The 24,188-nt window shown below is 67.7% G+C and carries 27 protein-coding genes; 10 read left to right on the top strand and 17 right to left on the bottom strand.

Annotation, left to right across the window (positions count from 1 at the left end; translation table 11 throughout):
• Positions 1-91 precede the first annotated feature (91 nt).
• Positions 92-1,678: a peptide MFS transporter gene (locus SM191_RS02240; RefSeq protein ID WP_341504781.1), complete on the bottom strand. Its 1,587-nt coding sequence runs from the start codon at positions 1,676-1,678 to the stop codon at positions 92-94.
• Positions 1,679-1,806: 128 nt separating this feature from the next.
• On the opposite strand from SM191_RS02240, the gene SM191_RS02235 reads away from it, so the two are divergent.
• The gene (locus SM191_RS02235) at positions 1,807-2,409 is read left to right on the top strand and encodes a nitroreductase family protein (protein WP_341504780.1); all 603 of its coding nucleotides are present in this window, start codon (positions 1,807-1,809) and stop codon (positions 2,407-2,409) included.
• Positions 2,410-2,480: 71 nt separating this feature from the next.
• Complete coding sequence (locus SM191_RS02230) at positions 2,481-2,837, top strand: GntR family transcriptional regulator (RefSeq protein ID WP_341504779.1); 357 nt, start codon at positions 2,481-2,483, stop codon at positions 2,835-2,837.
• Here the strand turns inward: SM191_RS02230 and SM191_RS02225 are convergent.
• The 5 genes from SM191_RS02225 to SM191_RS02205 form a co-directional block, all read right to left on the bottom strand.
• Entirely contained in the window at positions 2,780-3,832 is a 1,053-nt protein-coding gene (locus SM191_RS02225; protein WP_341504778.1) for a PepSY-associated TM helix domain-containing protein, read from the bottom strand. The genes SM191_RS02230 and SM191_RS02225 overlap by 58 nt on opposite strands.
• 361 nt (positions 3,833-4,193) lie before the next feature.
• Positions 4,194-4,439: a ribbon-helix-helix domain-containing protein gene (locus tag SM191_RS02220; protein WP_306997656.1), complete on the bottom strand. Its 246-nt coding sequence runs from the start codon at positions 4,437-4,439 to the stop codon at positions 4,194-4,196.
• Positions 4,436-6,259, bottom strand: coding sequence for a cobaltochelatase subunit CobT (cobT, locus tag SM191_RS02215; protein ID WP_341504777.1), 1,824 nt, complete (start codon positions 6,257-6,259; stop codon positions 4,436-4,438). Before cobT ends, SM191_RS02220 begins: the two co-directional genes overlap by 4 nt.
• 5 nt (positions 6,260-6,264) lie before the next feature.
• Positions 6,265-7,269 (bottom strand): cobaltochelatase subunit CobS, encoded by a 1,005-nt coding sequence (cobS, locus tag SM191_RS02210; protein ID WP_294269930.1) that lies wholly within the window; start codon positions 7,267-7,269, stop codon positions 6,265-6,267.
• 146 nt (positions 7,270-7,415) lie between these two features.
• Positions 7,416-8,030 (bottom strand): J domain-containing protein, encoded by a 615-nt coding sequence (locus tag SM191_RS02205; protein ID WP_341504776.1) that lies wholly within the window; start codon positions 8,028-8,030, stop codon positions 7,416-7,418.
• Between the two features lie 39 nt (positions 8,031-8,069).
• On the opposite strand from SM191_RS02205, the gene SM191_RS02200 reads away from it, so the two are divergent.
• The 5 genes from SM191_RS02200 to SM191_RS02180 all read left to right on the top strand — a co-directional run bounded on the left by SM191_RS02200 (position 8,070) and on the right by SM191_RS02180 (position 11,414).
• Positions 8,070-8,354, top strand: coding sequence for a BolA family protein (locus tag SM191_RS02200; RefSeq protein WP_341504774.1), 285 nt, complete (start codon positions 8,070-8,072; stop codon positions 8,352-8,354).
• A gap of 4 nt (positions 8,355-8,358) precedes the next feature.
• A complete protein-coding gene (locus SM191_RS02195; protein WP_341504773.1) occupies positions 8,359-9,051 on the top strand; it encodes a glutathione S-transferase in 693 nt (230 codons plus the stop codon).
• Positions 9,048-9,509 (top strand): NUDIX hydrolase, encoded by a 462-nt coding sequence (locus SM191_RS02190; protein WP_306997669.1) that lies wholly within the window; start codon positions 9,048-9,050, stop codon positions 9,507-9,509. Before SM191_RS02195 ends, SM191_RS02190 begins: the two co-directional genes overlap by 4 nt.
• Entirely contained in the window at positions 9,502-10,401 is a 900-nt protein-coding gene (locus SM191_RS02185) for a pirin family protein (protein WP_341504772.1), read from the top strand. Before SM191_RS02190 ends, SM191_RS02185 begins: the two co-directional genes overlap by 8 nt.
• Before the next feature lie 344 nt (positions 10,402-10,745).
• Positions 10,746-11,414 carry a sensor histidine kinase gene (locus SM191_RS02180; RefSeq protein ID WP_306997674.1) on the top strand — a complete coding sequence of 223 codons (669 nt, stop codon included), beginning with the start codon at positions 10,746-10,748 and terminating at the stop codon, positions 11,412-11,414.
• A 104-nt stretch (positions 11,415-11,518) separates the two neighbouring features.
• Here the strand turns inward: SM191_RS02180 and SM191_RS02175 are convergent, their stop codons facing one another.
• Complete coding sequence (locus SM191_RS02175) at positions 11,519-12,217, bottom strand: pirin family protein (RefSeq protein WP_306997676.1); 699 nt, start codon at positions 12,215-12,217, stop codon at positions 11,519-11,521.
• A 112-nt stretch (positions 12,218-12,329) separates the two neighbouring features.
• Between SM191_RS02175 and SM191_RS02170 the strand changes: the two genes are divergently transcribed.
• Both SM191_RS02170 and SM191_RS02165 read left to right on the top strand, forming a co-directional pair.
• Positions 12,330-13,259, top strand: a complete 930-nt coding sequence (locus tag SM191_RS02170; protein ID WP_341504770.1) for a LysR family transcriptional regulator — start codon at positions 12,330-12,332, stop codon at positions 13,257-13,259.
• A complete protein-coding gene (locus SM191_RS02165) occupies positions 13,252-13,848 on the top strand; it encodes a TMEM175 family protein (protein ID WP_341504769.1) in 597 nt (198 codons plus the stop codon). Before SM191_RS02170 ends, SM191_RS02165 begins: the two co-directional genes overlap by 8 nt.
• 28 nt (positions 13,849-13,876) lie before the next feature.
• Here the strand turns inward: SM191_RS02165 and SM191_RS02160 are convergent, their stop codons facing one another.
• The 10 genes from SM191_RS02160 to SM191_RS02115 all read right to left on the bottom strand — a co-directional run bounded on the left by SM191_RS02160 (position 13,877) and on the right by SM191_RS02115 (position 22,740).
• On the bottom strand, positions 13,877-15,052 hold the full coding sequence (locus tag SM191_RS02160) for a sensor histidine kinase (protein WP_341504768.1): 1,176 nt from the start codon (positions 15,050-15,052) through the stop codon (positions 13,877-13,879).
• A 7-nt stretch (positions 15,053-15,059) separates the two neighbouring features.
• Positions 15,060-15,881: an alpha/beta fold hydrolase gene (locus SM191_RS02155; protein WP_306997682.1), complete on the bottom strand. Its 822-nt coding sequence runs from the start codon at positions 15,879-15,881 to the stop codon at positions 15,060-15,062.
• 94 nt (positions 15,882-15,975) lie between these two features.
• Positions 15,976-16,683 carry a YoaK family protein gene (locus tag SM191_RS02150; RefSeq protein WP_341504767.1) on the bottom strand — a complete coding sequence of 236 codons (708 nt, stop codon included), beginning with the start codon at positions 16,681-16,683 and terminating at the stop codon, positions 15,976-15,978.
• Between the two features lie 10 nt (positions 16,684-16,693).
• Positions 16,694-18,049, bottom strand: a complete 1,356-nt coding sequence (locus tag SM191_RS02145) for an alginate export family protein (RefSeq protein WP_341504795.1) — start codon at positions 18,047-18,049, stop codon at positions 16,694-16,696.
• A 28-nt stretch (positions 18,050-18,077) separates the two neighbouring features.
• Positions 18,078-18,515 carry a DoxX family protein gene (locus tag SM191_RS02140; protein ID WP_341504766.1) on the bottom strand — a complete coding sequence of 146 codons (438 nt, stop codon included), beginning with the start codon at positions 18,513-18,515 and terminating at the stop codon, positions 18,078-18,080.
• Complete coding sequence (locus SM191_RS02135; protein WP_341504765.1) at positions 18,512-19,408, bottom strand: VOC family protein; 897 nt, start codon at positions 19,406-19,408, stop codon at positions 18,512-18,514. Before SM191_RS02135 ends, SM191_RS02140 begins: the two co-directional genes overlap by 4 nt.
• Before the next feature lie 14 nt (positions 19,409-19,422).
• A complete protein-coding gene (locus SM191_RS02130) occupies positions 19,423-21,270 on the bottom strand; it encodes an amidohydrolase (RefSeq protein WP_341504794.1) in 1,848 nt (615 codons plus the stop codon).
• A gap of 80 nt (positions 21,271-21,350) precedes the next feature.
• The gene (locus tag SM191_RS02125; RefSeq protein ID WP_341504763.1) at positions 21,351-21,608 is read right to left on the bottom strand and encodes a XapX domain-containing protein; all 258 of its coding nucleotides are present in this window, start codon (positions 21,606-21,608) and stop codon (positions 21,351-21,353) included.
• Between the two features lie 3 nt (positions 21,609-21,611).
• The gene (locus SM191_RS02120; protein WP_306997691.1) at positions 21,612-22,271 is read right to left on the bottom strand and encodes an isochorismatase family protein; all 660 of its coding nucleotides are present in this window, start codon (positions 22,269-22,271) and stop codon (positions 21,612-21,614) included.
• A gap of 154 nt (positions 22,272-22,425) precedes the next feature.
• Positions 22,426-22,740, bottom strand: a complete 315-nt coding sequence (locus SM191_RS02115) for a hypothetical protein (protein ID WP_341504762.1) — start codon at positions 22,738-22,740, stop codon at positions 22,426-22,428.
• 440 nt (positions 22,741-23,180) lie between these two features.
• Between SM191_RS02115 and SM191_RS02110 the strand changes: the two genes are divergently transcribed.
• Positions 23,181-24,155 carry an alpha/beta fold hydrolase gene (locus SM191_RS02110; protein WP_341504761.1) on the top strand — a complete coding sequence of 325 codons (975 nt, stop codon included), beginning with the start codon at positions 23,181-23,183 and terminating at the stop codon, positions 24,153-24,155.
• Positions 24,156-24,188 lie beyond the last annotated feature (33 nt).

The following is a 24,188-nucleotide window of genomic DNA, read 5'->3' as shown; positions in this document are numbered from 1 at the left end:
TAGTTCGGGGCGTGGGCTTCGACTTCGCTCAGCCTGAACGGAGGTCGGGAAGGGGAGCGGTCGGCGGCATGTCCCGACCGCCCCTTCCGAATCAAAGCGGCTTCTGCTCCAGCCGGGTATCGATCCCCGCCGCCGCCGGTTCGGCAAGTTCCTTGTCCCCCGCCAGCGCACCCTCGGCCTTGAGCAGGTCGAGATGCATCAGCTTCGCGACGAAGGGTGACACCACCAGCACGACGACGCCGATCCCGATCGAGAACCAGCCGATTCGCGTATAGACGTCGAGCACCTTGTCCGGCCCCGCGCCTTCGCCACCCGTGGCCTGCGCGATCAGCCCGGCGATGAAATTGCCCGCCGCCGTCGCGAGGAACCACGTTCCCATCATCAGGCCCGTCATGCTGGGCAGCGACAGCCGCGTCATCGCCGACAGCCCGACCGGGGAGAAGCACAGCTCCGCCATGGTGTGGATCAGATAGACGAGGATGACGAAGATCACCGGCGTCGGCGCACCCGCATAGGCCGCCGCACCCGCGACCAGCACCAGGAAGCCCGCACCCACGCTGACCAGCCCGATGCCGAACTTGAACGGCGCGCTCGGCTCCAGCCCGCGCTTGGCGAGGATCGTCCAGATCGCGGCGAAGACCGGGGCGAGCAGGATGATGAAGATCGAATTGACCGACTGGAAGGCCGAGGCCGGGATCGTCCAGCCGAGCAGGCTGCGATCCACCGAGCGGTCGGTATAGACGTTGAGCGAAGAACCCGCCTGCTCGAACAGGGCCCAGAAGAGCGGGCACAGCGCGATCAGGAACAGCGCGGCCAATATGCGGTCGCGGTCGACGCGGGGCAGGGTGAACACGGCGCGCCACAGGATGAAGCCGATGGTGCCGATGCTGAACACGATCAGCAGCATGCCGACCGCATCCTGATGCCGGATCAACTGCCACGTCACCAGCGTCGCGACGATCGCCCCCAGATAGATCAGCCACTCGCGCGACAGACCGGCCACCACCGGCGCGCGCAGCATAGGGAGCGAGGGGGCCTCCCCCGCGCCGTGCAGTTCACGCTTGAGGCCGATAAAGGCGATCAGCCCCAGCAACATGCCGATGCCCGCCGCGCCGAAGCCATAGGCCCAGCCCACCGTCTCGCCCAGCACGCCGCACACGATCGGCCCCAGCGCGCCGCCGCCGTTGATGCCCATATAGAAGATCGAAAAGGCGGGATCGCGGCGCATGTCGTCGCGCGCGTAAAGCTGTCCCACCAGCACCGAGATATTGGCCTTCAGAAAGCCGGTGCCGATGACGATCGCCGCCAGCGCCAGATAGAATCCTTCCAGATAGACGCCCTGCGAACCTTGCGGCCCTTCCATCGCGGCGATCAGCAGATGGCCGAAGGCGATGAACACCCCGCCCGCCAGCACCGCGCGTCTGGCCCCCAGATAGCGGTCGGCCAGATAGCCGCCGATCACCGGGGTGAAATAGACCAGCGACATATAGGCGGCATAGACGCCGAAGGCCGGTTCGTCGGTGAACAGGAAATGCTTGGTCAGGTAGAAGACCAGGATGGCGCGCATTCCGTAGAAGGAAAAACGCTCCCACATCTCGGTGAAGAACAACAGGAACAGGCCTCGGGGATGGCCCAAAACCGTCTTGCCGCGCGCGGCGGCCTCATACGCAGTCGCCATGCCGGCGTTTACTCCATCGGGACCGCCCCGTCGCGCGCCGGGCGGCACGGAGGGGGCGTCATGGTCGGTAACCTAACGCCAAAGCCGCGACTGTAAATATCATGCGCGACGACGTAAGGATCGATCGCATGACACCCACGACCTTCAACGACCGCTCGACCCCGCTATCCCTGCTCGCCACCCGCCGATCGGGCAAGCCGCGCGATCTGGTCGCACCCGGCCCCGACGACGCGCAACTGGCCGAGATGCTGGCGATCGCGGCGCGCACCCCCGACCATGGCAAGCTGGCCCCATGGCGTTTCGTGATCGTGCGGACCGAGGCGCGGGCCCGACTGGCGGAGGTCATCACCGCCGCCTATCGCGCCGAACGGCCACAGGCGAGCGGTACGGAGATCGCCGCGCTGGAACAATTCGCGCATCAGGCCCCCGGCCTTGTCGTCGTCCTGTCCAGCCCGAAGACCGACAGCCATATTCCGTTGTGGGAACAGGAATTGTCGGCGGGCGCGGCGTGCATGAACCTGCTCCATGCCGCCCATGCCATGGGCTATGCCGGGGGCTGGCTGACCGGCTGGCCCGCCTTTTCGGATGCGGTGCGCGATGCGTTCGGGGCCGCGCCGGAGCGGATCGTCGGCTTCGTCTTCCTCGGCACGCCCGGCCGCGCCCTGGAGGAACGGCCGCGCCCCGATATGGCGCGGATCGTATCGATCTGGAACGGATCGCGCGAGGCTTGAGCGCGACGAGACTGCAAACGTTATCGCAGTCCGCCCTCGACATCGCGTCCAAGCCGCTGTATTAACTCGGCATGACAGCTCTTAGCGGTGACGACAGCCCGGTTTATATCCGTCTGCGCGGGACGATCGCGGCGGGTATCCTGAATGGCACCTATCGGACGGGGGACCAGCTTCCCTCGGTGCGTGCGCTGGCGGCGGAGCAGGGGGCCAATCCCCTGACGGTCGCCAAGGCCTATCAGAGCTTTCAGGACGACGGCTATGTCGAGGTGCGGCGCGGGGTCGGCATGTTCGTGATGCCGGGCGCCGCCGATCGCCTGCGCGCCGCCGAGCGGCAGAGTTTCCTGACGGTGCAATGGCCGCGCATCCGCGATCACATCGAACTTTTGGGCCTCGACGCCACCGATCTGCTGCGCGTCGAGCGGATCTGACGGCGGGGGGCGGTCCGGCACCGCGTCGCCCAGCCGATCAGTCCCGTCATCGCCAGCATCGCCGCCGCCAGCCCGGCGATCGAGGCGATGGCTCGCCAGAACCACGGCATGTCGCGTGCCGTGTGAAGCCGCCGCACCCAGGACAGGCTGGCGGGTGCGGCACGCTCGGGCGCGGCGACCGCCGTGGCGCTGTCGTCCGCGACCTTGATGACATGGGGCCCTTCAAAGCGCACCGTCCAGTCGGCGGAGCGCTGGGTCGGCCAGTCGAGCGAGACCAGCCGTCCCCACGCCTCATGCCGCGCGCTGGCGACGACGCGCTCGACCGACAGGGTCGTGCGCTCTACCGGCGGCGCGACGTGATCCGATCGCCATGCCACCCCCTCGCCGGTCAGCGTCGCCAACAGTCCGGGAAAGGCGAGCGCGGTGCCGGTCAGAATCATCACCAGCACCAGCGGCAGCGACCACAGGCCGATGCGCCAATGCCATCTTGCCGCCCCGGATTCGGATTTTCGGGCGGTGCGCCTGGCCCTGTCGCGAGGCCGCACCCAGGGGCCGGTCAGGCAGAGCAGCACCAGCATGACGCCCGCCACCCCGACGATGGCTCGCCCCGCGTCGCCCAGGAACAGCCCGTCGTGCAGCCGTCGCAGCCATCCGCTCGCCCCGCCGCCATGCGCCCCCTTGCCCAGCACCCGCGCGGTGGGGGGATCGAGGAACAGCAGGCGCTGGTCCTGCCCATGCGCGTCGCTCAGCAGGACGAGGACGGGGGTCGATCCCGACTCCAGCGACAGGCTGGCGATCCGCTGACCCGGCGCCATCGCGGATCGCGCGGCCGTGACATAGGCCCTGGGGGCCAGTCGCGTCTCGCCGCTGACCCGGTAATGCGCGGGCGCGGCGATCCGATCGAGCACGGGGGCCCAGACCAAAATCGCCCCCGACAGCGCGACGGCCAAGGCGACCAGCCCGATCGCCAGCCCCAGCCAGCGATGGACACGCATTCCGCCAAAAGGAAAGGTGATTCCGGCCACATAAAACCCCGAAACAGACGGCGCGCCCTGCCGGAGCGGAGGGGTGGCGTCAATCGGACTCCAGCCCACGCCTCCGTACAGCTTGAGCGGGATCGGAGCCCGCGTCCTGTCCGCGCCGCCAGCTGAGTTGCGCAGGGCATAGCGATTCCCTTGGCCTTCGACTTCGCTCAGGCTGAACGGAGGGGGTATTGGCTCCGATGTTCAGGGCAGCGGGAACTCCACGACGGCGTCGTATGCGCGAAACGTGGTGGATTCCCGTCTCGCCTGCATCCCCGCTCCGTTCAGGCTGAGCGAAGTCGAAGCCCACGCCCTGCGTCCCCCGCGCGCGATATCACCGCCGCAGGAACAGCCACGACCGTATCGCGCTCGCCAGATTGGGCGGGTCGTCCGCCGTGATCCGCAACGCATCGATTTCCGCCACCAGCGCCGATAGCGGCAGGCCGTGCGCCACCGCCGCCTCTTCCAGCGCGGTCCAGAACACCGGTTCCAGACTGATCGAGGTCTGGTGCCCGGCGATGGTGATCGACCGCTTCACCGGCCCGACAAAGCCCTGCGCCGGGGCCGCGATCCGGCTCATTCGGTGTCGAACAGACTGGCCAGTTGCTCGATGATCGTGCCGCCCAGTTGCTCGGCGTCCATGATCGTCACCGCGCGCGCATAGTAACGGGTCACGTCATGGCCGATGCCGATGGCGACCAGTTCGACCGGGCTCTTGGTTTCGATCCAGCCGATCACCTGGCGCAGATGCCGCTCCAGATAGCTGCCCGAATTGACCGACAGGGTGGAGTCGTCCACCGGCGCGCCGTCGGAGATGACCATCAGGATGCGCCGCTCCTCGGGCCGCGCGACCAGGCGGCCATGCGCCCAGAGCAGCGCCTCGCCGTCGATATTCTCCTTGAGCAGCCCCTCGCGCATCATCAGGCCCAAATTGTTGCGCGCGCGCCGCCACGGCTCGTCGGCCTGTTTGTAGACGATGTGGCGAATGTCGTTCAGCCGCCCCGGATGCGGCGGCCGCCCGGCGGCGAGCCAGGTTTCGCGAGCTTGTCCGCCCTTCCACGCGCGGGTGGTGAAGCCGAGGATCTCGGTCTTCACCCCGCACCGCTCCAGCGTGCGCGCGAGGATGTCGGCGGAGATGGCGGCGATGCCGATCGGCCGCCCGCGCATCGACCCCGAATTGTCGATCAGCAGCGTCACGACGGTATCGCGGAAATCGGTATCCCGCTCGATCTTGTAGGACAGCGACAGGCCGGGATTGACCACCACGCGCGCCAGCCGCGCCGCGTCTAGGATGCCCTCTTCCTGATCGAAGTCCCAGGACCGCGACTGCTGCGCCATCAACCGCCGTTGCAGCCGGTTGGCGAGTTTCGACACCGCCGATTGCAGATGCGCCAATTGCTGGTCGAGATAGCCGCGAAGCCGCGCCAGTTCGTCCGCGTCGCACAGTTCGCCCGCCGCGATCACCTCGTCGAACTGGGTGGTCCAGGGCTTATAGTCGAACTGCGCCGACGGATCGTTCAACGGGCGGTTGGGGCGGGTCGGCTGGCTGCCTTCGTCGCCCTCGTCACCGGGGTCGCCGTCGAGATCGTCGAAGGACTCCTGGCTCTGGTCCTGCGATTCGCCGTCCTCGCTGTCGGAATCGCGCTTCTCGGCGCGCGCCTCTACCTCGCCTTCGCCCTGGCCCTGTTCGTCATTATCCTCGTCGCTCTCGTCCTCGTTCTGCTGTTCTTCGCCCTCCTGATCGTCGCCGCCTTCATCCGCCTCTTCGGGTTCGGCGGGCGGCTCGGCGAGTTCGAGGTCGGCGAGCATCCGCGCGGCGAGCGTCTGGAACGCCTTCTGGTCGTCCATCGCCCCCGCCAGCGCGTCGAGATCGGTCGCGCCCTCCAGCCAGTCGCGGACCAAAGCCAGTGCGGGGGCCGTCTCAGCAGGGGAGGGGCGGCCCGTCATCCGCTCGCGCAGCAGCAGGCCGAGCGCGGTCGACAACGGCACCTCGTCCCGGTTGCGCGCCCGCGTCAACGGATCGGAGCGCAACCTGACGTCGAGCGCATGGGCGAGGTTATTCCCGATCCCCGCATAGCCGCGCGCGCCCAGCGCCTCGACCCGCGCCGTCTCGACCGCGTCATAGACAGCGCGCGCCACCGCCTCGACCGGCGCGGCCCTGGCATGGAGGGCGGTATCGTGCAGCTTCAGCCGGAGCGCGAAGGCGTCGGCAAAGCCGCGCGCCTCCGCCACCTGATCGGCGGGCAGCGCGCGGCCGGGCATGGGCACGCGGATATGCTTGCCCGAAGAGGTCGGCGCATCGGCGGTGAAGGCCAGCTCCACCTCCGGCTCCTGCGCGATCGTGCGCGCGGTGCCGCCGAGAACCGCCTTGAACCGGTCGAGGGGGGTGTCGTTAGCCATCGGGATCAGGCGCGGCCGACGACGCTTTCGGGCAGGTCCTTGCCGAAGACGCGCTGATAATATTCCGCCACCAGCGCGCGTTCGTTCTCGTCGCACTTGTTGAGGAAGGACAGGCGGAAGGCAAAGCCCGGATCGCCGAAGATCAGCGTGTTCTGCGCCCAGGTGATGACGGTGCGCGGGCTCATCACGGTCGAGATGTCGCCGTTGATGAAGCCCTTGCGGGTCATGTCGGCGACGCGGACCATGTTCTCGACCAGTTGCTTGCCGTCGGGCTTGTCATATTCGCCCGACTTGGCGAGCACGATCTGCGCCTCGGTCGCGGCGGGCAGATAGTTGAGCGTGACCACGATGTTCCAGCGGTCCATCTGGCCCTGGTTGATCTGCTGCGTGCCGTGATACAGGCCGCTCGTGTCGCCCAGGCCCACCGTGTTGGCGGTGGCGAACAGGCGGAACCACTTGTTCGGGCGGATGACGCGATTCTGGTCGAGCAGGGTCAGCTTGCCCTCCGTTTCCAGCACGCGCTGGATCACGAACATCACGTCCGGGCGGCCCGCGTCATATTCGTCGAAGACGAGCGCGGTCGGCGTCTGGAGCGCCCATGGGAGCAGGCCCTCGCGGAACTCGGTCACCTGCTGGCCGTCCTTCAGGACGATGGCGTCGCGGCCGATCAGGTCGATCCGGCTGATATGCGCGTCCAGGTTGATGCGGATGCACGGCCAGTTGAGGCGCGCGGCCACCTGTTCGATATGGCTCGACTTGCCGGTGCCGTGATAGCCCTGCACCATCACGCGGCGGTTGTGTGCAAAGCCCGCCAGGATCGCCAGCGTCGTGTCGGGATCGAACACATAGGCGGGATCGAGATCGGGGACGCGCTCGTCCGCTTCGGAGAAGGCGGGCACCTCCATATCGGTATCGATGCCGAACAGGTCGCGCACCGACACCATCTTGTCGGGCGCATCGAGAATCGTCGTGTCGCGGCTGTCGGGAAGCGTATTCGGGATGTTGGTCATCAGGCCCTCGTCTCGTCGCTCAACGCCTTAGGGCAATGGCGGCTCCCGACTCAATGGCAAGGATCGTCAAGAAGCACGGCGCGGGCGATTGCGTGGGCGCGGTTTGGGCTGCGAGAGTTAATCCTCCCCGTGCCGGGGAGGATCGATCAGGCGAAGGCGGGGGCCTGGCGGAGTTGTTGGTAGGCGGCGATGACCTTTTGCAGCCGCGCCTCCTGGCTCCGGTCGCCGCCATTCCGGTCGGGGTGATAGCGCCGGACCAATTCGCTGTACCGCCGCCGGAGCGCGCCCCGGTCTGCGTCCGCCTCCAGTCCCAGCACCTTCAGGCTTTCGCGATCCTGCCCCGATAGCGGCTTGCCGTCCGACCGTTCCGGCGCGGCCTCGCGGCGATAGCGGGCGGCGATGGCGTCGAGCGGATCGGAGAAATCGGCCCAGCGCGGCCCCGGATCGGTGCCGCCTTGCGCAAAGGCGCGCGTCTCGCGCTCCCAACCCGAATAGGGGCGTTGGGCGCGGTGAATCTCGTCCGCGCTCATCCCGTCGAAGAAATTGTAGCGGCTGTTGAAGGCGCGGACATGCTCCAGGCAGAACCAACGAAACCGGCCCGGCCCGTCGCCGCTGCGTGTGCCCTCGGGCGGGGGCGCGCGGAACTCGCCCGCCTGTTCGCAACCGGCGTGATCGCAGGCGCGGCCCGTATTCTCGACGCGGCCATGGAAACGCGCGCCCGGTTTGTCCTTGGGGGTATCGCTGCTCGACCGACGAGTCACTTTGTCCGCTTGTCCCGAAAAACCGTCTATATAGGGGCCATGACCGATATCACCACCGCACCCGTCGCCGATCAGATCACCGCCCGCCTGACGGCGGCGCTGTCGCCCACTTTGCTCGACGTCATCAACGAAAGCGCGATGCATCGCGGCCATCTGGGCGATGACGGCACGGGCGAGAGCCATTTCCGCGTCATCGTCGAATCGCCGCTTTTCGCCGGCCAGTCGCGCGTCGCCCGCCAGCGTCTGGTGAACCGCGCGCTCGCCGATCTGTTGTCCGAGCGTATCCATGCGCTGGCGATCAGCGCAAAGGCACCCGGAGAATAAGCGAATGTCCTATGACCTGTGGTACTGGCCCGGCCTGCCGGGACGCGGCGAGTTCGTCCGGCTGGCGCTGGAGGCCGCGGGACTTCCCTACCGCGACCGTGGTCCGGAAGAGGGGGCCGAGGCGCTGCTCGCCGATATGGAGCGGGGCGAGCGCCCGCCCTTCGCGCCGCCCTATCTGCGGGTTGAGGGACAGGCGATCGCCCAGGTCGCCAACATCCTCCACTGGCTGACCGAGCGGCATGATCTCGCGCCGCAGGCCGACCGCGTCTGGCTCCACCAACTGCAACTGACGATCAGCGACATGGTGGCGGAGGTGCACAACGTGCATCACCCGGTCGCGACCGGCACCTATTATCATGAGCAGAAGCCCGAGGCCGCCCGCGCCGCCCAACAGTTCCGCAGGGACCGTATCCCCAAATTCCTCGGCTATTTCGAGCGTTCGCTAGACGACCGGGACGGGATGGCGGGCGGCCGCTGGTCGCCGGTCGACACCTCGCTGTTCCAGTTGATCGGGGGTTTGCGCTACATGTTCCCGAAGCGGATGGCGGCGGTCGAGGGGGATTATCCCGCGCTGATCGCGCTTCACGACCGGGTGAAGACGCTGCCCGCTATCGCCACCTATCTGGACAGAGACCGCCGACAGGCGTTCAATGAGGATGGAATTTTCCGCCATTACCCGGAGCTTGATGCCGCATGATTCGCCAGCCCCGTCCCGCCGCGCGCATCCTGCTGGTCGATGCGGTCGGACGGACGCTGATGTTCCGTTTCACCCCCGATGATCGCCCGCCCTTTTGGTGCACGCCCGGCGGCGCGGTCGATCCCGGCGAGACTTACGAGGACGCCGCCCGTCGCGAATTGCTGGAGGAAACCGGGCTGGACCGCGATTGCGGGCCGCAGGTCGCAAGGCGTCAGGTCGAGTTCCGCACCATCGAGGGTGTCGAGGTCGAGGCGGACGAGCGCTACTTCCGCGTCGACATCGATGCGCATGAGGTGACGGGCGCGGGCCACACCGCGCTCGAACAGCGGGTCATGCAGAGCTGGCGCTGGTTCTCCCGCGCGGAACTGGCGGCGCACGCCGAACCCTATTTCCCGACCGACCTGATCGACTTGCTCGACGCGACGGAGCCGACCCCTACGGAGCAAAGATATGTTTGACGATTTCCTGCTGCGCACCCTGCAACCCTCGACGCATGATCTGGGCGGGTTCAAGGTGCACCGCACGCTCCCCAACAAGGAGCGGACGATGGTCGGCCCCTTCCTGTTCTTCGACCAGATGGGCCCGGCGCAACTGCTGCCCGGCTCCGGCATCGATGTGCGCCCGCATCCGCATATCAACCTGGCGACCGTCACCTATCTGTTCGACGGTGCGATCGGCCACCGCGATTCGCTGGGCAGCGATCTGGTGATCGAGCCGGGTGCGGTGAACCTGATGACGGCGGGCCACGGCATCGTCCATTCCGAACGCTCGCCGAGCGAGGCCCGGCCGCAGGGGCCGATGCTGTCGGGCATCCAGACCTGGCTGGCGCTTCCGGAAGCGCAGGAGGAAATGGACCCGGCGTTCGAGCATGTCCCCGCCAGTGCACTGCCCAAGATCGAGGGGCAGGGCGCGACCGCACGGATCATCATGGGCGAGTTGTGGGGCGAGCGCGCGCCGACCACGACCTATGCGGGCACCATCTATGCCGACATCGCGCTGGAGCCGGGCGGGAGTATACCGATCGATGCGAGCGCGGAGGAGCGCGCGGTCTATTGCGCGCTGGGCGAGGCGAGCCTGGAGGGCATGACGCTGGAGCCGCAGCGGCTCTACATCCTGAAGCCCGGGATCGCGGCGACGCTGCGGTCGGAAGGCGGCGGGCGGGTGATGCTGTGCGGCGGCGATGCCTTCACCACGCCCCGCCATGTCTGGTGGAATTTCGTCTCCTCCCGCCGTGACCGGATCGAGGAGGCAAAGCGGGCGTGGAAGGCGCGGGAATTTCCGACCGTGCCGGGCGATGACCTGGAGCGGATCGAGATACCGGAGGTGCCGAAGACGGTGAGTTATCCGTGAGGATGTTCAAGCCCCTCTCCCGGTAGGGGTGGTGAGGGGCAAGGGCCGCGAGTGCTGGTCCCGGTGAGATCCCTTGCCCTCCCCCGGCCCCTCGCGCTTGCGGGAGGGGAGAGTGTGTGGAGAGGGTTCAGCGTGGCCTTCGACTTCGCTCAGGCTGAACGGAGGTTGGAATACCGGCCTGATTCCCCGCCCCGTTCAGGCTGAGCGAAGTCGAAGGCCATGGGAAAAGGCTCCCCCCAGTCTCGATCCGCGATACAGGGCCAGCCAATGGTCGAGCCCAAACCTCCGTATGGTTTCGCGGTGCCGTCAAAGCGCCGAAAAGAGGCCATCGGAAGGAGCGCGCGATGCCATTCAGTTCTTGCAGCCAGGATGCGGGTCAGCGGACCGGTGCCGTCATTCCTTTCGGGGCGCTCGACGCGGGCGGCGCGCAGGAGGCCAATCATCGGATCGCGAACAGCCTGCAACTGGTTTCGGCGATGTTGTCCTCGCAGGTCCGCGAACTGGCGGACCCGATCGCCCGGGATGCGTTGGACCGCTCGGTGCAGCGGGTCGCGGCGATCGCCGGTGTCCATCGCCAACTCTATCTTTCGCAGGAACGCGATCGGGTCGACATTGCCGGCTACCTCGTCGATCTGGTGGAGGGCCTGCGGCGCAGCTTCTCGGCGGACGCCCGCCATCGCCGCATCGACCTGGAGGTCGAGCCCGCGGTCGTGCCCGCCAGCTTCGCGGCGATCATCGGCGTCGTCGTGACCGAATTGGTCATCAATGCCTGCAAGCACGCCTACCATCCCGACCAGCCCGGCGGGATCGAGGTGATCGTGACCACGGGGCCGGAGCGCATCTTCTCGCTCCTCGTCCGCGACCATGGCCATGGCAGGCCAGCGGATGCGCGATCCGACGGGCTGGGGGATCGTCTGCTCGAACTGATGGCCCGGCGGCTCAAGGCGCGGGGCGGCTATTCGGAGGGTCGCGCGGGAACGACCTATATGATGACCGGCCTCATCCCGGCGTGACCTTGTCCGCCGCCGGGCCGCCCGACGCCCTCGCATTCCATGGCAAGGGGAGGCCGGGCGGCGATGCCCGACCTCCCCTCTCTGCCTTTCGACCCGGTTGCGGATCAGGCGGCGTCGACCATGACGACTTCGCTGTCCTCGATCGCCGTCACGCGGATCACATCCTGATCCTTGATGGCGGCGCCGTCGCGTGCGTTGACGGCGATGCCGTCGATCTCGACCGCGCCGGTCGCGGGGACGAGATAGGCGCGACGATCCTTGCCGATCGGATATTCGACGGTTTCCCCGGCCTTCAGCGTGGCGCCGACCACCCGCGCATCGGTGCGGATCGGCAGCGCGTCCGTGTCGTCGTCGAAGCCCGAGGCGAGGATGACGAACTGTCCGGCGCGTTCGCCCTTGGGGAAGGGACGGGCGCCCCAGCTCGGCTTTTCGCCGGTGCGGGTGGGCTGGATCCAGATCTGGAAGATCTTCGTCGTGACGTCTTCCTTGTTATACTCGGCATGGGCGATGCCGGTGCCCGCGCTCATCACCTGGACGTCGCCCGCTTCCGTGCGGCCCGAATTGCCCAGATTGTCCTGATGGGTGATCGCCCCCTCGCGGACATAGGTGATGATTTCCATGTCGCGGTGCGGGTGGGGCGGAAAGCCGGACTGCGGCGCGATGGTGTCGTCGTTCCACACGCGCAGATTGCCCCAGCTCGTGCGGGCGGGATCATAATAGTTGGCGAACGAGAAATGATGCTTGGCGTCGAGCCAGCCGTGGTTGGCACCGCCGAGGCTGCTGAAGGGGCGAAGTTCGATCATGGCGTTTCTCCGGGGCCGTGCGCTGGATCGTCGGCCGATGACGAGGATGTAGGCGGGCAGGATCGTCCCGATCAGCCGGATAAATTCGCTCGCTCTTTTCGAGGAAATTGAAATGAGCGAACCGGGCACCCCGACATTCGACCAGCTCCGCATCTTCCTGACGGTGGTGGACACCGGCAGCTTCGCGGCGGCGGGCCGCAAGCTGAACCGCGCGGTGTCGGTCATCAGCTACGGCATCACCAATTTGGAGGCGCAACTCGGCGTCACGCTGTTCGATCGCGAGGGCACGCGGAAGCCCCGGCTGACCGAGGCGGGCCAGGCCGTCCTGGCCGAGGCGCGCATGGTCGCGGGTGGGATCGACGGGCTGAAGGCCAAGGTGAAGGGGCTGCTCGACGGGCTCGAAGCCGAGGTGAATCTGGCGGTGGACGTCATGCTGCCCGCGCGACGGCTGGGCGAGGTGCTCCGCGCCTTCGCCGCCCGCTTCCCCACGGTGACGTTGCGGCTGCATGTCGAGGCACTGGGGGCGGTCGCGGCGCTGGTGCTGGAGGGAAGGGCGGTGGTCGGCCTGTCCGGTCCGCTCGCCAGCGGGTTCGACGGACTGGAATCCCTGGCGGCGGGAAGTGTCGAGATGGTGCCCGTCGCGGCGCCCGACCATCCACTTGCGCGATATGACCGCATCCCGCCGGGGGCCGGGCGCGAGCATGTCCAGCTGGTCCTGACCGACCGGTCGCCCTTGACCGAAGGGCGCGATTTCGCCGTGCTGTCGCCGCGCACATGGCGGCTGGCGGACCTGGGCGCCAAGCATCAACTGCTCCGCGAGGGTATCGGCTGGGGCAACATGCCGCTGCCGTTGATCGCCCCCGATCTGGTCGCGGGCACGCTGAAGCGGCTGGCGATGCCGGACGATCCCGGCGGCATGTACCGCTTCTGCGGCATCTGGCGCCGCGACACCCCGCCCGGACCCGCCGCGTCCTGGCTGATCCGGCATATGGTCGAACTCGGCCATGGCGATGGCGATCCGGTGGGTAGGGGCGATGTCTGACCGGCGGGGCGGGATGAGGCCGACGCGGCTGGAGGCGTTCACCGACGGCGTCGTCGCGATCATCATCACCATCATGGTCCTGGAACTGAAGGTGCCGACAGGCGGCGATCTCCGCGACCTGGAGGGCATCGCGCCCCTTCTGCTCGCCTATGTCCTCAGCTTCATCAATGTCGGTCTCTACTGGAACAACCATCATCACATGCTGCACGCGACCGACCGTATCGACGGACAGGTGCTGTGGGCCAATCTGTTCCTGCTGTTCTGGCTCAGCCTCGTGCCGTTCGTGATACGCTGGCTCGACGACAGCGGCTTCGCGGCGGGGGCCACGGCGGCCTATGGAATCGTGCTCGGCATGTCCTCGGTCGGGTATCAGCTGACCGAACGGGCGATCATCGCCTGCAACGGACCGGGATCGGCGGTCGCCCGTGCGATCCGGCGCGACGGGAAGGGCTGGGGGAGCATCGCGGTCTATGCCGCGGCCGTGCCGCTCGCCTATGTCAGCCGATGGGTGGCGATCGCCCTGTATGTCGGGGTGGTCGCCCTGTGGTTCGTCCCGGATCGACGGATCGCCCGTATCCTGGAAGGCTGATCGGCCCCCGTTTCGATGCGAAGGCGTGTCATTCGACCTGCGGCAGCGCGAAGCGGAATATCGACCCCGCGCTCGCCTTCGAGACATGCTCCAGCGTGCCGCCATGATCCTCCACGATCTGGCGCGAGATGCGCAGGCCCAGGCCGAGACCGGTCGCCCTGGTCGAATGAAAGCCCTCGAACAGACGCTCCCGATCGGATGCGGAGATGCCCGGTCCGCTGTCTTCGACCTCGACGACGATCATGCCGCCGTCCCGCCGACCCCGGACCTTGAGCGCGCGGCTCCAGCAGCGGGCCTCCGCCATGGCCTGTGCGGCGTTCATCATCAGGTTGATCAGCACCTGTCGCAACTGAACGCCGTCCGCCCATACGGAACCCAGGTCGACGGGCAGGTCGAGCGACAGTGTCGCCTGGCGGCTGGCGAATTCCTGTTGCAGGAAGTCGACCGTCTCCTCGATCAGGGGCCGCACCGCACATCGCGCGCGTTCCTCGCGCTTGTTGGCTGCCATCGCGCGAAGCCGGGCGACCGTCTCCTCCGCCTTGCCCGCGCCGAGTACGATCGTGTCGAGACAGTCCTCGACCTGGCGGAGATCGACCTGGGGCTGTCGCAGCCATCGCAGTGCCGCCTGTGCCGATGTCATCATCGCGCTCAGCGGTTGCCGCACCTCATGCGCGATCGTCGCCGACATGATGCCCAGCGTCGACAGCCGGTCGGCATGGGCCATCCGGGCGCGCAGATGGACCGCATCCTTCTCCGCCAGCACCTGATCGCTCACATCCACCAGGCCGAAGGTCAGCGCGCCCGGCGGGGCGTCCTCCTCATGCCAGCTGCTGAAGCGGACATGCAGGGTCGCGCCGGGGGCCTTGAGAGCAAGCCGTGCCCGGAAACAGGCTTGCGGCTCGGCCGACGCCGCGATGGCCTGGACCAGATGATCCGCCTCGGCGAAGGGCCAGACGGTGGCGACCGGAACCGGCAGGTCGCTCTCCGCGATGCCGAGCATCGTTCCCGCGCGGCAATTCACCGCCACCAGACGGGTTTCCCCGAACAGCCGCCGCAACAGATCATGCCGCTTGGCCGTGGTCAGGCCCCGCTCCGCCAGCGCGGTGACGAGCGGTTCGGCGGTGGTGGCATCGAGCCGCCCGAGCGCGAGGCCCATGGCGTCGACCATGCGGCTCGATGCCGTCAGGGGAAGGCGCGGCGGCATGGGCCCCTCAGTCGGCGATGAACTGCAAAAGGTCCTGGTTGAGCCGGTCCTTGTGCGTGAAGAGCACGCCATGGGGAGCACCCTCATAGACCTTGAGGGTCGCATTCGGGAACAGCTCGGCAGCCTGGCGTGCGGTGGCGTCGAAGGGAACGAAGGCGTCCTGTTCGCCGTGGATGACCAGCACCGGCACGTCGAAGCCCGCGATGTCGTCGCGATAGTCGGTCGTGGCGCACGCCGTCACCGCATCGTGCGCGGCCTTGAGCGATCCCTGCAAGGCCATATGGTGGACATGGGCGAGCCTGCCCTCCGAAACCTCGCTGTTCGGATCGTTCGTCGCGAAGAACAGGCGGGCGAAGCCGCGAAGGAACTCGGCGCGGTCCTCCAGCAATCCGCTGCGGACATTGTCGAAGACGATCTGTGGCACGCCGCACGGATAATCCTCGCTCTGGCCCAGCTTGGGGGTGGTCGCGCCGATCAGGACGACGCGCGCCACGCGGGCCGATCCGTGCCGCCCGACATAGCGGGTGACCTCGCCCCCGCCCATGGCATAGCCGACCAGCGTGACACGGCGCAGATCGAGGTGATCGAGCAGTTCGGCCAGATCGTCGGCGAAGCTGTCGTGATCGTAACCGTCCCAGGGCTGATCCGAACGGCCGAAACCGCGACGGTCGTGCGCGACCACGCGATACCCGTGCGAGGCGAGGAACATCATCTGGTTTTCCCACATGTCCGCGTTCAACGGCCAGCCATGGGCGAAGACCACCGGATCGCCCGTGCCCCAGTCCTTGTAATAGAGCCGGGTTCCATCCCCAAGGGTCAGCATCGGCATGATATTTCTCCCGTCCCGCACCCCGAAACTAGCCTGGGCAGGGGATCGGGGCTTCCCCCGATCGGGTGTGTCCTGGCCCACACGAAAGGGTGGATCAGCCCCCGGCGGGCTGGCGCGCGGACGGGTGGCGTGTGCAGGCCAGCGTGCCGCCGAATATGGTCGCACCGGCCAGCGCGAGCGGGGCCGCCAGCCCGAAGCTCCGCATCAGGACTGCTCCGAGCAACGCCCCGAGGAAGATCGCGAAGACCGCGCCGAGGCGCCGGGACCAGTTCGGGTTGGTGCCGCCGGCCGCCGCCGAGTCCGCCGCGATGCCGGTCATCGTCAGGGTCAGCACGGTGGTCGTCAGGTCGGGCACCTTGAGCTGGCGGATGGTGGCGTTGCGATAGCCCATCGCGATTGCGGTCAGCGCGATGATCGCAAAGACGCGGAGGCGATCGGGCGCGGAGATGTCGAACCCGACCGCGATCAGCGCCGCCGCCCAGAGCAGCCCCGCTTCGATCAGCGCCGACCGGATCAGCCAGCCGCCGAGCGGCTTTCCGACCTGGCGGCGCGCCATCCGGCCCGCGAGGAGCGCGCCGAGCATGAAGGTGAGGATCGCCGCGACATAGACCAGCCAGTGAAAGCCGGGCGTGCCCGCCGCAGCGAAGCCCAGGAACACGATATTCCCTGTCATGTTGGCGGTGAACACCTTGCCCAAGCCCAGCACGCTCGCGGCGTCGACCAGCCCGGTCGTCGCCGACAGGAGCAGCAGCAATTTGGGGAACGGGGAGGGGGAGGTCGCGGGCGCGGCGGCTGGTGCCATGATAGTCTCCTCAAAATCGGAAATTCGCCTCCAGCCCCAGCATCACGATCGTGCGCGCCGGGCCGGTCTGTTGGATGAAATCGCCGGGCGCGAAGGCCGACAGCGACCCGGACAGGTTGAGTTCCGGCGTCGCCTGCCAGTCGATCGCCGCTTCCGCCTCCGTACCGATGAAGCGGGCGGTCGCCGATCCTGCGGGGCGGATGAGGTTGCCGGGGATGTCGTAAAGGCCATCGGCCTTGGCGAAGCGCCAATAGGCCATCGTCGCGACGCTGCCCGAGACGTTGCCGCCGAACGACGCGGTGACCCGCGGGTTCACCGAGATGATGTTGTAGGGGCCGACCGGCGACAATTCGCCGAAATATTTGCCCTTGGGGAACAGTGCGTTGAACGTGCCCAGATGCCGGTCGTCGGGATTGCGATCCCCGCTGGCGATATTCATGCGCAGGGTCGCGTCGGGCATCCATCGTAGCTGATCGAACCGGTGCCCGCCCTCGACCGCGACGGTCCAGGCGGAGATCGGTCGGTCGGCGAAGCGCCCGAACTGGTACACGCCCTCGGCATTCCAGTGCCAGCCGTCCCGCTTGCCGGACAAGCGCGCGCCGAGGCTGTGGCGCAACTCGCGCCCCTCCGTCCCGCCGAACCGCGCCGCGCGGTTGCGATAGCCGAGATAATAGAGGTCGATCCCGCCGCGGGACGCATAGGCCCCCCAAAGTGACCTGGTGCGCGAGCGTCGGTCGTCGAACGTCCCCATGCCCGGCTGCAAGGGCTGGACCGCGATCAGGCTGACCGTCGCGCTGCCCAGCGAGGCGAGCGCGCGGAAACCGTCGAACGCCAGCGGCACGTTGGGCCCGTATCGCGTGCCGACCAGCCGTTCGGTGCCGAGCGCGATCATCTGGCGCCCGGCGCGAAGCGTCATGCCATATCCTTCGCGATCGCCGGTCATGGCGTCGCCGAGACGCACGTCCGCAAAGCCCTGGAGCAGATCGACCCGCGTCTGGTCGATCGGCCCGGCCTGTGGCGCGACGCCGATGGCATAGGCGGCGATCGGCTGGACGAAGGCGCGCACGCGACCCATGTGCAGATCGGCATGGGGGACGAGCCGCACCCATTGATAGCCGTCATTCGGAGCGGCGGCGCCACCCCAGAGATTGTCACGATAGCTTTCGTTGCGGACGCGCAGTTCGACGCCGGTCGTCGCATAGGCATCCTCGGCAAGCGGGATGTATTTGAACGTCTCGGTCCAGCGACCGGTGCGGTCGGCGGGATCGGCGAGATGCGACCAGTCCTCGTCATAGCGGGTCGTGGTCAGGGTCGGGGGCTGCCATGCCTCCAGCGTCTGCGCGGCGACGGGTACCGCAAGGCCCATCGCCAGCGCCGAAGCCGGGAGCGCTACGCTACGCACGACGCCGTTCGCGCTCGGCGACCAGCGCCGCCAGGACGAAGCCGCCGATCAGGCCGAGATGCTCGAAAAAGGCGTTGGTGGCCATGAAGCGGTCCTGCCCGGCAGGCATGGTCCAGAAGGCGTTGGCGGTGAAGGCGGCGAGCAATGTGAACACGCCAAGCATACCCGCGCCGAGCCAGATCAGGCGGCCCGACAGGATCAGCAGCGGTCCGACGATCTCGACGGCGATCGTGAGCGCGGCCCAAAGCTGCGGCGGGTTCATCCCGAAATGGGCCTGTTCGGCCACCGCTGCGGGCCAGTCGCTCGCCTTCACCACACCGCCCAGCAGATAGGCGCCGACCAGCAGCAGCCGCGCGAGGAACCAGGTCGGACGCCATTCGAGGACGGCGTCGACGAAGCGCGGTTCGCCGGAGGGGCGGCCGGGCGTCACTTCCCGCTGCCCGCATGCACCTCGGCGATATAGCCGCCGGGGAATTGGAGCATGGCGGCGCGGCGATCGCCGACGGTATAGGGCGGGACGATGACCTTCACATCGGCGGCCACCGCGCGGGCCAGCGTGGCGTCGAAGTCCGCAACCTCATAGCCGGTCAGCTCGCGCCCGTAAGGCCAGGTCAGCGCGCCATCGGTGACCAGCAGCGTGGTTCGGCCATAACCGGATGTCAGCCGGATGCGGCGATAGGGCTTGCCCGGCTGGCCGATCTCCTCGCCGGGGGCCGCGCGATCGTCGGACAGGATGCTGGCGTGGGCGAAGCGGGTCCAGCTGCGGACATAGGCATCCGCCGTGTCGGCGGTCAGGTAGACGCGGCTCTCCGGCACGCTGGCGGGCGCGGGGTAATCGGGCGTCTTGGTGTGCCAGTAGAGTTGCATCACGCTGCCGCCCGGCCATTGGACCAGCGTGTCGCGGCCGATCGGGTCGGGGAAGGTGTCGACCACCCGGACCGCACCGGCGGCGCGCGCGGCGGCGACGGCACCGTCCATGTCCTTGACGAGATAGCCGACGCGCTCATCGCCGAAGGGATAGGGGATCGGCGTCACGAAGCCGAAGACCGAGACGCTGCCGACCGGCGTGATGACGACTTGCGACCGCGTCCGGCTGGGGGTCGGCGTCACTTGGAAAATGCCGCCCGGATTGGGCTTGCCGCCAAAGGTGGCGACGAAGCTCTGGATGAACCGGTCGAAGTCGGCGACCGGCACATAGACATGGGTCGTGTCATATTGCGGACCGACCGAATAGTCCGCGCTCGCAGGCTGGCGGGCCGCGACCGGCACGGCGGGCGTCGCACCGAACAGCGCGACGGCGAGCAGGAGGATCGTGCGCTTCATCGTCTTGTTCTCCCTCATACCGCCCAGCAGCCGCAGCCGAGCGAACCCCAGAAGCTCTGCACGTCCGCCGCCGGCACGTTCGCGCCTAGGGCGGCGGCATGGTCGTGGCCGTGGACGGAGCAGGCGCTGGCGCAACCACAGGCACTGGCGAGTTTCGCGCTCGCCTCGGGCGCGCGGTGATAGCCGCCGAACGTCGCGACCGGCGACCAGTCGGGCATCGGGCGCGGCAGGGCGGGCGCGAGCGTCGCGAAGTCGCCGTCGCCGTGCACGACCTGGCCGCCCAGCAGCGTCAGGACGGAGCGGATGTGTGGAATGGCGCTTTCCGGCACCGCGAAATAATCGTCGGACAGCACCGCCAGATCGGCGAGTTGCCCCGCCTTGATCTGCCCCTTCTTGCCGACCTCGTTGCAGAACCAGGTGTTCTCGTGCGTCCACATCCGAAGCGCCTTTTCGCGGCTGACGCGATTGGCACCGGGGTAGAGCGAGAGGCCGCCGACGGTCTTTCCCGTCACCAGCCAGTTCAGCGACACCCAGGGATTATAGCTGGCGACCCGCGTCGCATCGGTGCCCGCGCCGACCGGAATGCCCGCCGCGAGCATCCGGGCGATCGGCGGCGTCCGCTCGGCGGCCTTGGCGCCATAGCGTTCGACGAAATACTCGCCCTGATAGGCCATGCGATGCTGCACCGCGATGCCGCCGCCCAGGGCGGCGATCCGGTCGATATTGCGGTCGCTGATCGTCTCGGCATGGTCGAAAAACCAGTTGATGCCGGTCAGCGGAATGTCGCGATGGACCTTTTCATAGACGTCGAGCGCGCGGCCGATCGTCTGGTCATAGGTCGCGTGAAGCCGCCAGGGCCAGCGATGCTCGGCCAGCAGACGGATCACGGGTTCGAGGTCGCCCTCCATGCTGGGCGGCATGTCCGGTCGCTCGACGCGGAAATCCTCGAAGTCCGCCGCCGAGTAGACCAGCATCTCGCCCGCGCCATTGTGGCGATAGCTGTCGTCGCCCTGGCCGGGCTTCACCTGTTTCACCCAGCCCTGAAAGTCGGCCAGCTCCTCCTTCGGCTTCTGGGTGAACAGATTGTAGCTGATGCGCAGCGTGAGCTGGCCGTCGGCGTGGAGCTGTTCGATGATCCGATAGTCGTCGGGATAATTCTGAAAGCCGCCGCCCGCGTCGATCACCCCGGTCACGCCCAGCCCGTTCATCTCCCGCATGAAGTGGCGGGTCGAGTTGATCTGATAGTCGGGCGGCAGCTTGGGCCCCTTGGCAAGGGTCGAATAGAGGATGGTCGCGTTCGGCTGGGCCAGCAGCAGGCCGGTCGGGTTGCCGCGCGCATCGCGCACGATCTCACCGCCGGGCGGGTTCGGCGTGTCCCTTGTATAGCCGACCACGCGGAGCGCCGCGGCGTTCAGCAGCGCGCGGTCATAGAGGTGGAGGATGAAGACCGGCGTGTCGGGCGCCACGGCGTTCAGTTCGGCGATGGTCGGCAGGCGCTTCTCGGCGAACTGATGCTCGGTAAAGCCGCCGACGACGCGAACCCATTGCGGCGCGGGCGTGTTGTCCACCTGTCGCTTCAGCATCGCCATGGCGTCGGCCAGCGTCGCCACGCCGTCCCAGCGCAGCTCCATATTATAGTTCAGCCCGCCACGGATGATGTGCATGTGGCTGTCGATCAGCCCCGGGATCACCCGACGCCCGCCGGCGTCGATCACGGTGGCGTCGGCCTTGGCCGCCGCGCGAGCCTCGCTCTCGCTGCCGACCGCCAGGAAGCGGCCGTCGCGGATGGTGATCGCCTCGGCCTGCGGGTTCTCGCGGTCGAGCGTCGCGACGCGGGCGTTGAGGATCAGCAGGTCGGTCATGGGCGGATTCCTGTTGGCGGCGATCAGCGGAAGCATGGCGGTGGCGGCACCGCCCAGGACGACGGCGCGCCGGGTGGCGGTCATGCCGCGCGCTCGGCGGCTTCGTTGTTGGAAGGCAGTCGGCCCAGCACATGCTCGGAGCAGGAGGTGCGGATCGTCGCGGCCTCCTGTCGGCTCGCGAACAGGCTCTTGGCGAGCGGTACGACCTGTTCGCCGACCAATATGCCCAGCAACCCCACCAGCGCGATCGCCGGTGGAGCGGGCGACCGTACCTTGAGCAGCCCGTAGATGACGCCGACAAGCACGCCCGCCGCGAGCGAGATCAGGTACGGCCGCATGGCTCAGTGACCGCCTTCGGAGGCGCCGAACATCGTCCTGGCATAGGTGATGCCCAGGCCGTAGCCGCCGCCGAACTTCTTCGCGACCCCGGTGGTGGCGTCATAGGTTTCGGTCCGCGCCCAGTCGCGCTGCAACTCCAGCAGATATTGAAGCGCGGTCATCGGCTTGGCGCCAAGCTGGATCATCCGCTGGCAGGCGCGCTCATGCGCCTCCTCCGAAATGTCGCCGCAGGCGTCCGAGATGAAATAGCAGTCGAAACCCTGGTCGATCGCCGACGCGACCGGCCCGACGATGCAGACGCTGGTCCACAGACCGGCGAAGACGATCCGCTCCTTGCCGATGCGGTTGACCTCCCCGATCACCGCGGCGTCCTCCCAGGTGTTCATCGAGGTGCGGTCGAACATCGCCTGGCCGGGGAAGGGCGCGGTGACCTCGTCGAACATCGGGCCGGAAAAGCTCTTCTCGGCCACGGTCGTCAGGATCGTGGACACGCCGAATGCGGCTGCCGCATGGCTGACGAGCGCGGCGTTGTTGCGGAGCAGTTCGGGCGCGATGGACTTGGTCGCGAAGGACATTTGCGACTGGAAGTCGATCAGGACGAGCATGTGGTCGGTGGGGGTGATGAGCGACTTGCCCGGGGTCGGTGTGGCGGTGATCGGCATGGCTCGATTTCCTTTCTTCGGCTGCGCGCATCCGGCCCGGACCCCGGTCCGGGGCAGGGTTCGGATCTGCGGTGTTCGGATGTCTTGTGGTGGCGCGTCAGTCGGCGGTCTTGGACGATCGTGACGCGAAGAGGATGTGGCGAACGCGCCGCGATCAGCGTGACAACAGGCCCAGCGCATCGATCTGCGCCTGCGAGAAGCCATGGGTCGCCAGCGGCGGCGCAAGGTCATCGGCGGCCCGGCGCTGGCGGCGGCTCGCGCATACGAACCGGCGCACCGCCTCCAGCCGGGGATCGGCGAGCGATGTGGGGCGGTTCTGGCCGAAGACCAGCGCCGCCGCCCGGCCGAGGATGCCCGCCGGTGCATCCCGGGCCTGCGCGGCGCAACCACAGCGTTCGGCGTCCTGAAGGGCGATGGAGACGGCGGCCCATTCGTGGCGGGACAGCGTGGGTTCGGCGGTGGCGGACATGGACAAGCTCCCGTTATGGCAACCCGATCGTGCGCGCCCCGGTCCCGAAGCGGCAGCCGTAAAAGTCCGATTCATTTGTTCGACCGAATGGAAAAGCGGCGGCTTACGGGGCCTCGACGCACAGCGAGAGCCGCCCGCCCGTTCGTGCAAGTGGCGCATCGGATATGCAATCACCGGTCCGGTCATCCGGGGCACCTCGCTCCCGACCAAGGGAGACGAACATGGGACCGGAACCGGATCACGATGATGAGGATGGGCGCGAGGAACGGCTCGACGAGGCGATCGAGGAGAGTTTCCCGGCCAGCGATCCGCCCGCGACCGGCGACTTCGCCTGACAGGGGGGCAGCCGACGTGCGGATCGTGCCAATTGCAACGCGCTTCTACAATCGCCGGGCGATCGATCGGGGCAGGGTGCGGGAAACCGAAAAGGGAAACCCGCCATGCTTCATCATCAGGATCGATCCGGCCACGCCGAACTGACACGCCGCACCTTGTTCGCCGGAGCCGGGCTCGCGGTCGGTGCCGTCGCGCTCACCTCCGCGGGGGAGGGCGTCGCCCAGCAACCCTCTGAACCGTCAGTCACGCCGGGCGGGGAAGGCTATGCGACCGCGAGCGACGGCGCGCGCCTCTATTACAAGGATTGGGGACGCGGCCAGCCGATCTTCTTCCATCACGGCTGGCCGCTGACGGCGGACGACTGGGACGGACAGATGCTGTATTTCCTGTCCAAGGGGTATCGCGTGATCGCGATGGACCGGCGTGGCCATGGCCGTTCGTCGCAGACCGCGACCGGCAACGACATGGACACCTATGCCGTCGATGTCGACGCCGTGGTCCGCAAACTCGATCTGCGCGATGCGATCCATATCGGTCATTCCACCGGCGGCGGCGAGGTCGCCCGCTATGTGGCGCGCCACGGCCAGGGCCGCGTCGCCAAGGCCGTGCTGGTCAGCTCGGTGCCGCCGATCATGCTCAAGACCCCCGACTATCCCGGGGGTCTGCCCCGGTCGGCATTCGACGGTTTCCGGGCGCAACTTGCCGCCAATCGCGCCGACTTCTACTGGCAGGTGCCGATCCCGTTTTACGGCTTCAACCGGCCGGGCAAGCCTGTGATCGAGGGGGTGCGCCAGAATTGGTGGCGGCAGGGCATGATGGGCGGTGCCAAGGCGCATTACGACTGCATCAAGGCATTCTCCGAAACCGACCAGACGGCGGACCTGAAGGCGATGGGCGTCCCGACGCTGATCCTCCAGGGCGATGACGATCAGATCGTACCCTATAAGCAGGCCGCGTTGCTCCAGGCCAAGCTGGTCCCGAACGGCAAGCTGAAAATCTATCCCGGTTTCTCACACGGGATGCTCACCCTCAACGGCGAGACGATCAATCCCGACATACTGAGCTTCCTGAAAAGCTGATCCGAGGTGGAAACAGGTTCCGGGAGACTCGCC

The organism is Sphingomonas sp. 2378 (genome assembly GCF_038084995.1).
GTDB lineage: Bacteria > Pseudomonadota > Alphaproteobacteria > Sphingomonadales > Sphingomonadaceae > Sphingomonas.
Note: the sequence above shows the minus strand (reverse complement) of the source record. Positions and strands in the feature narration are given on the sequence as shown.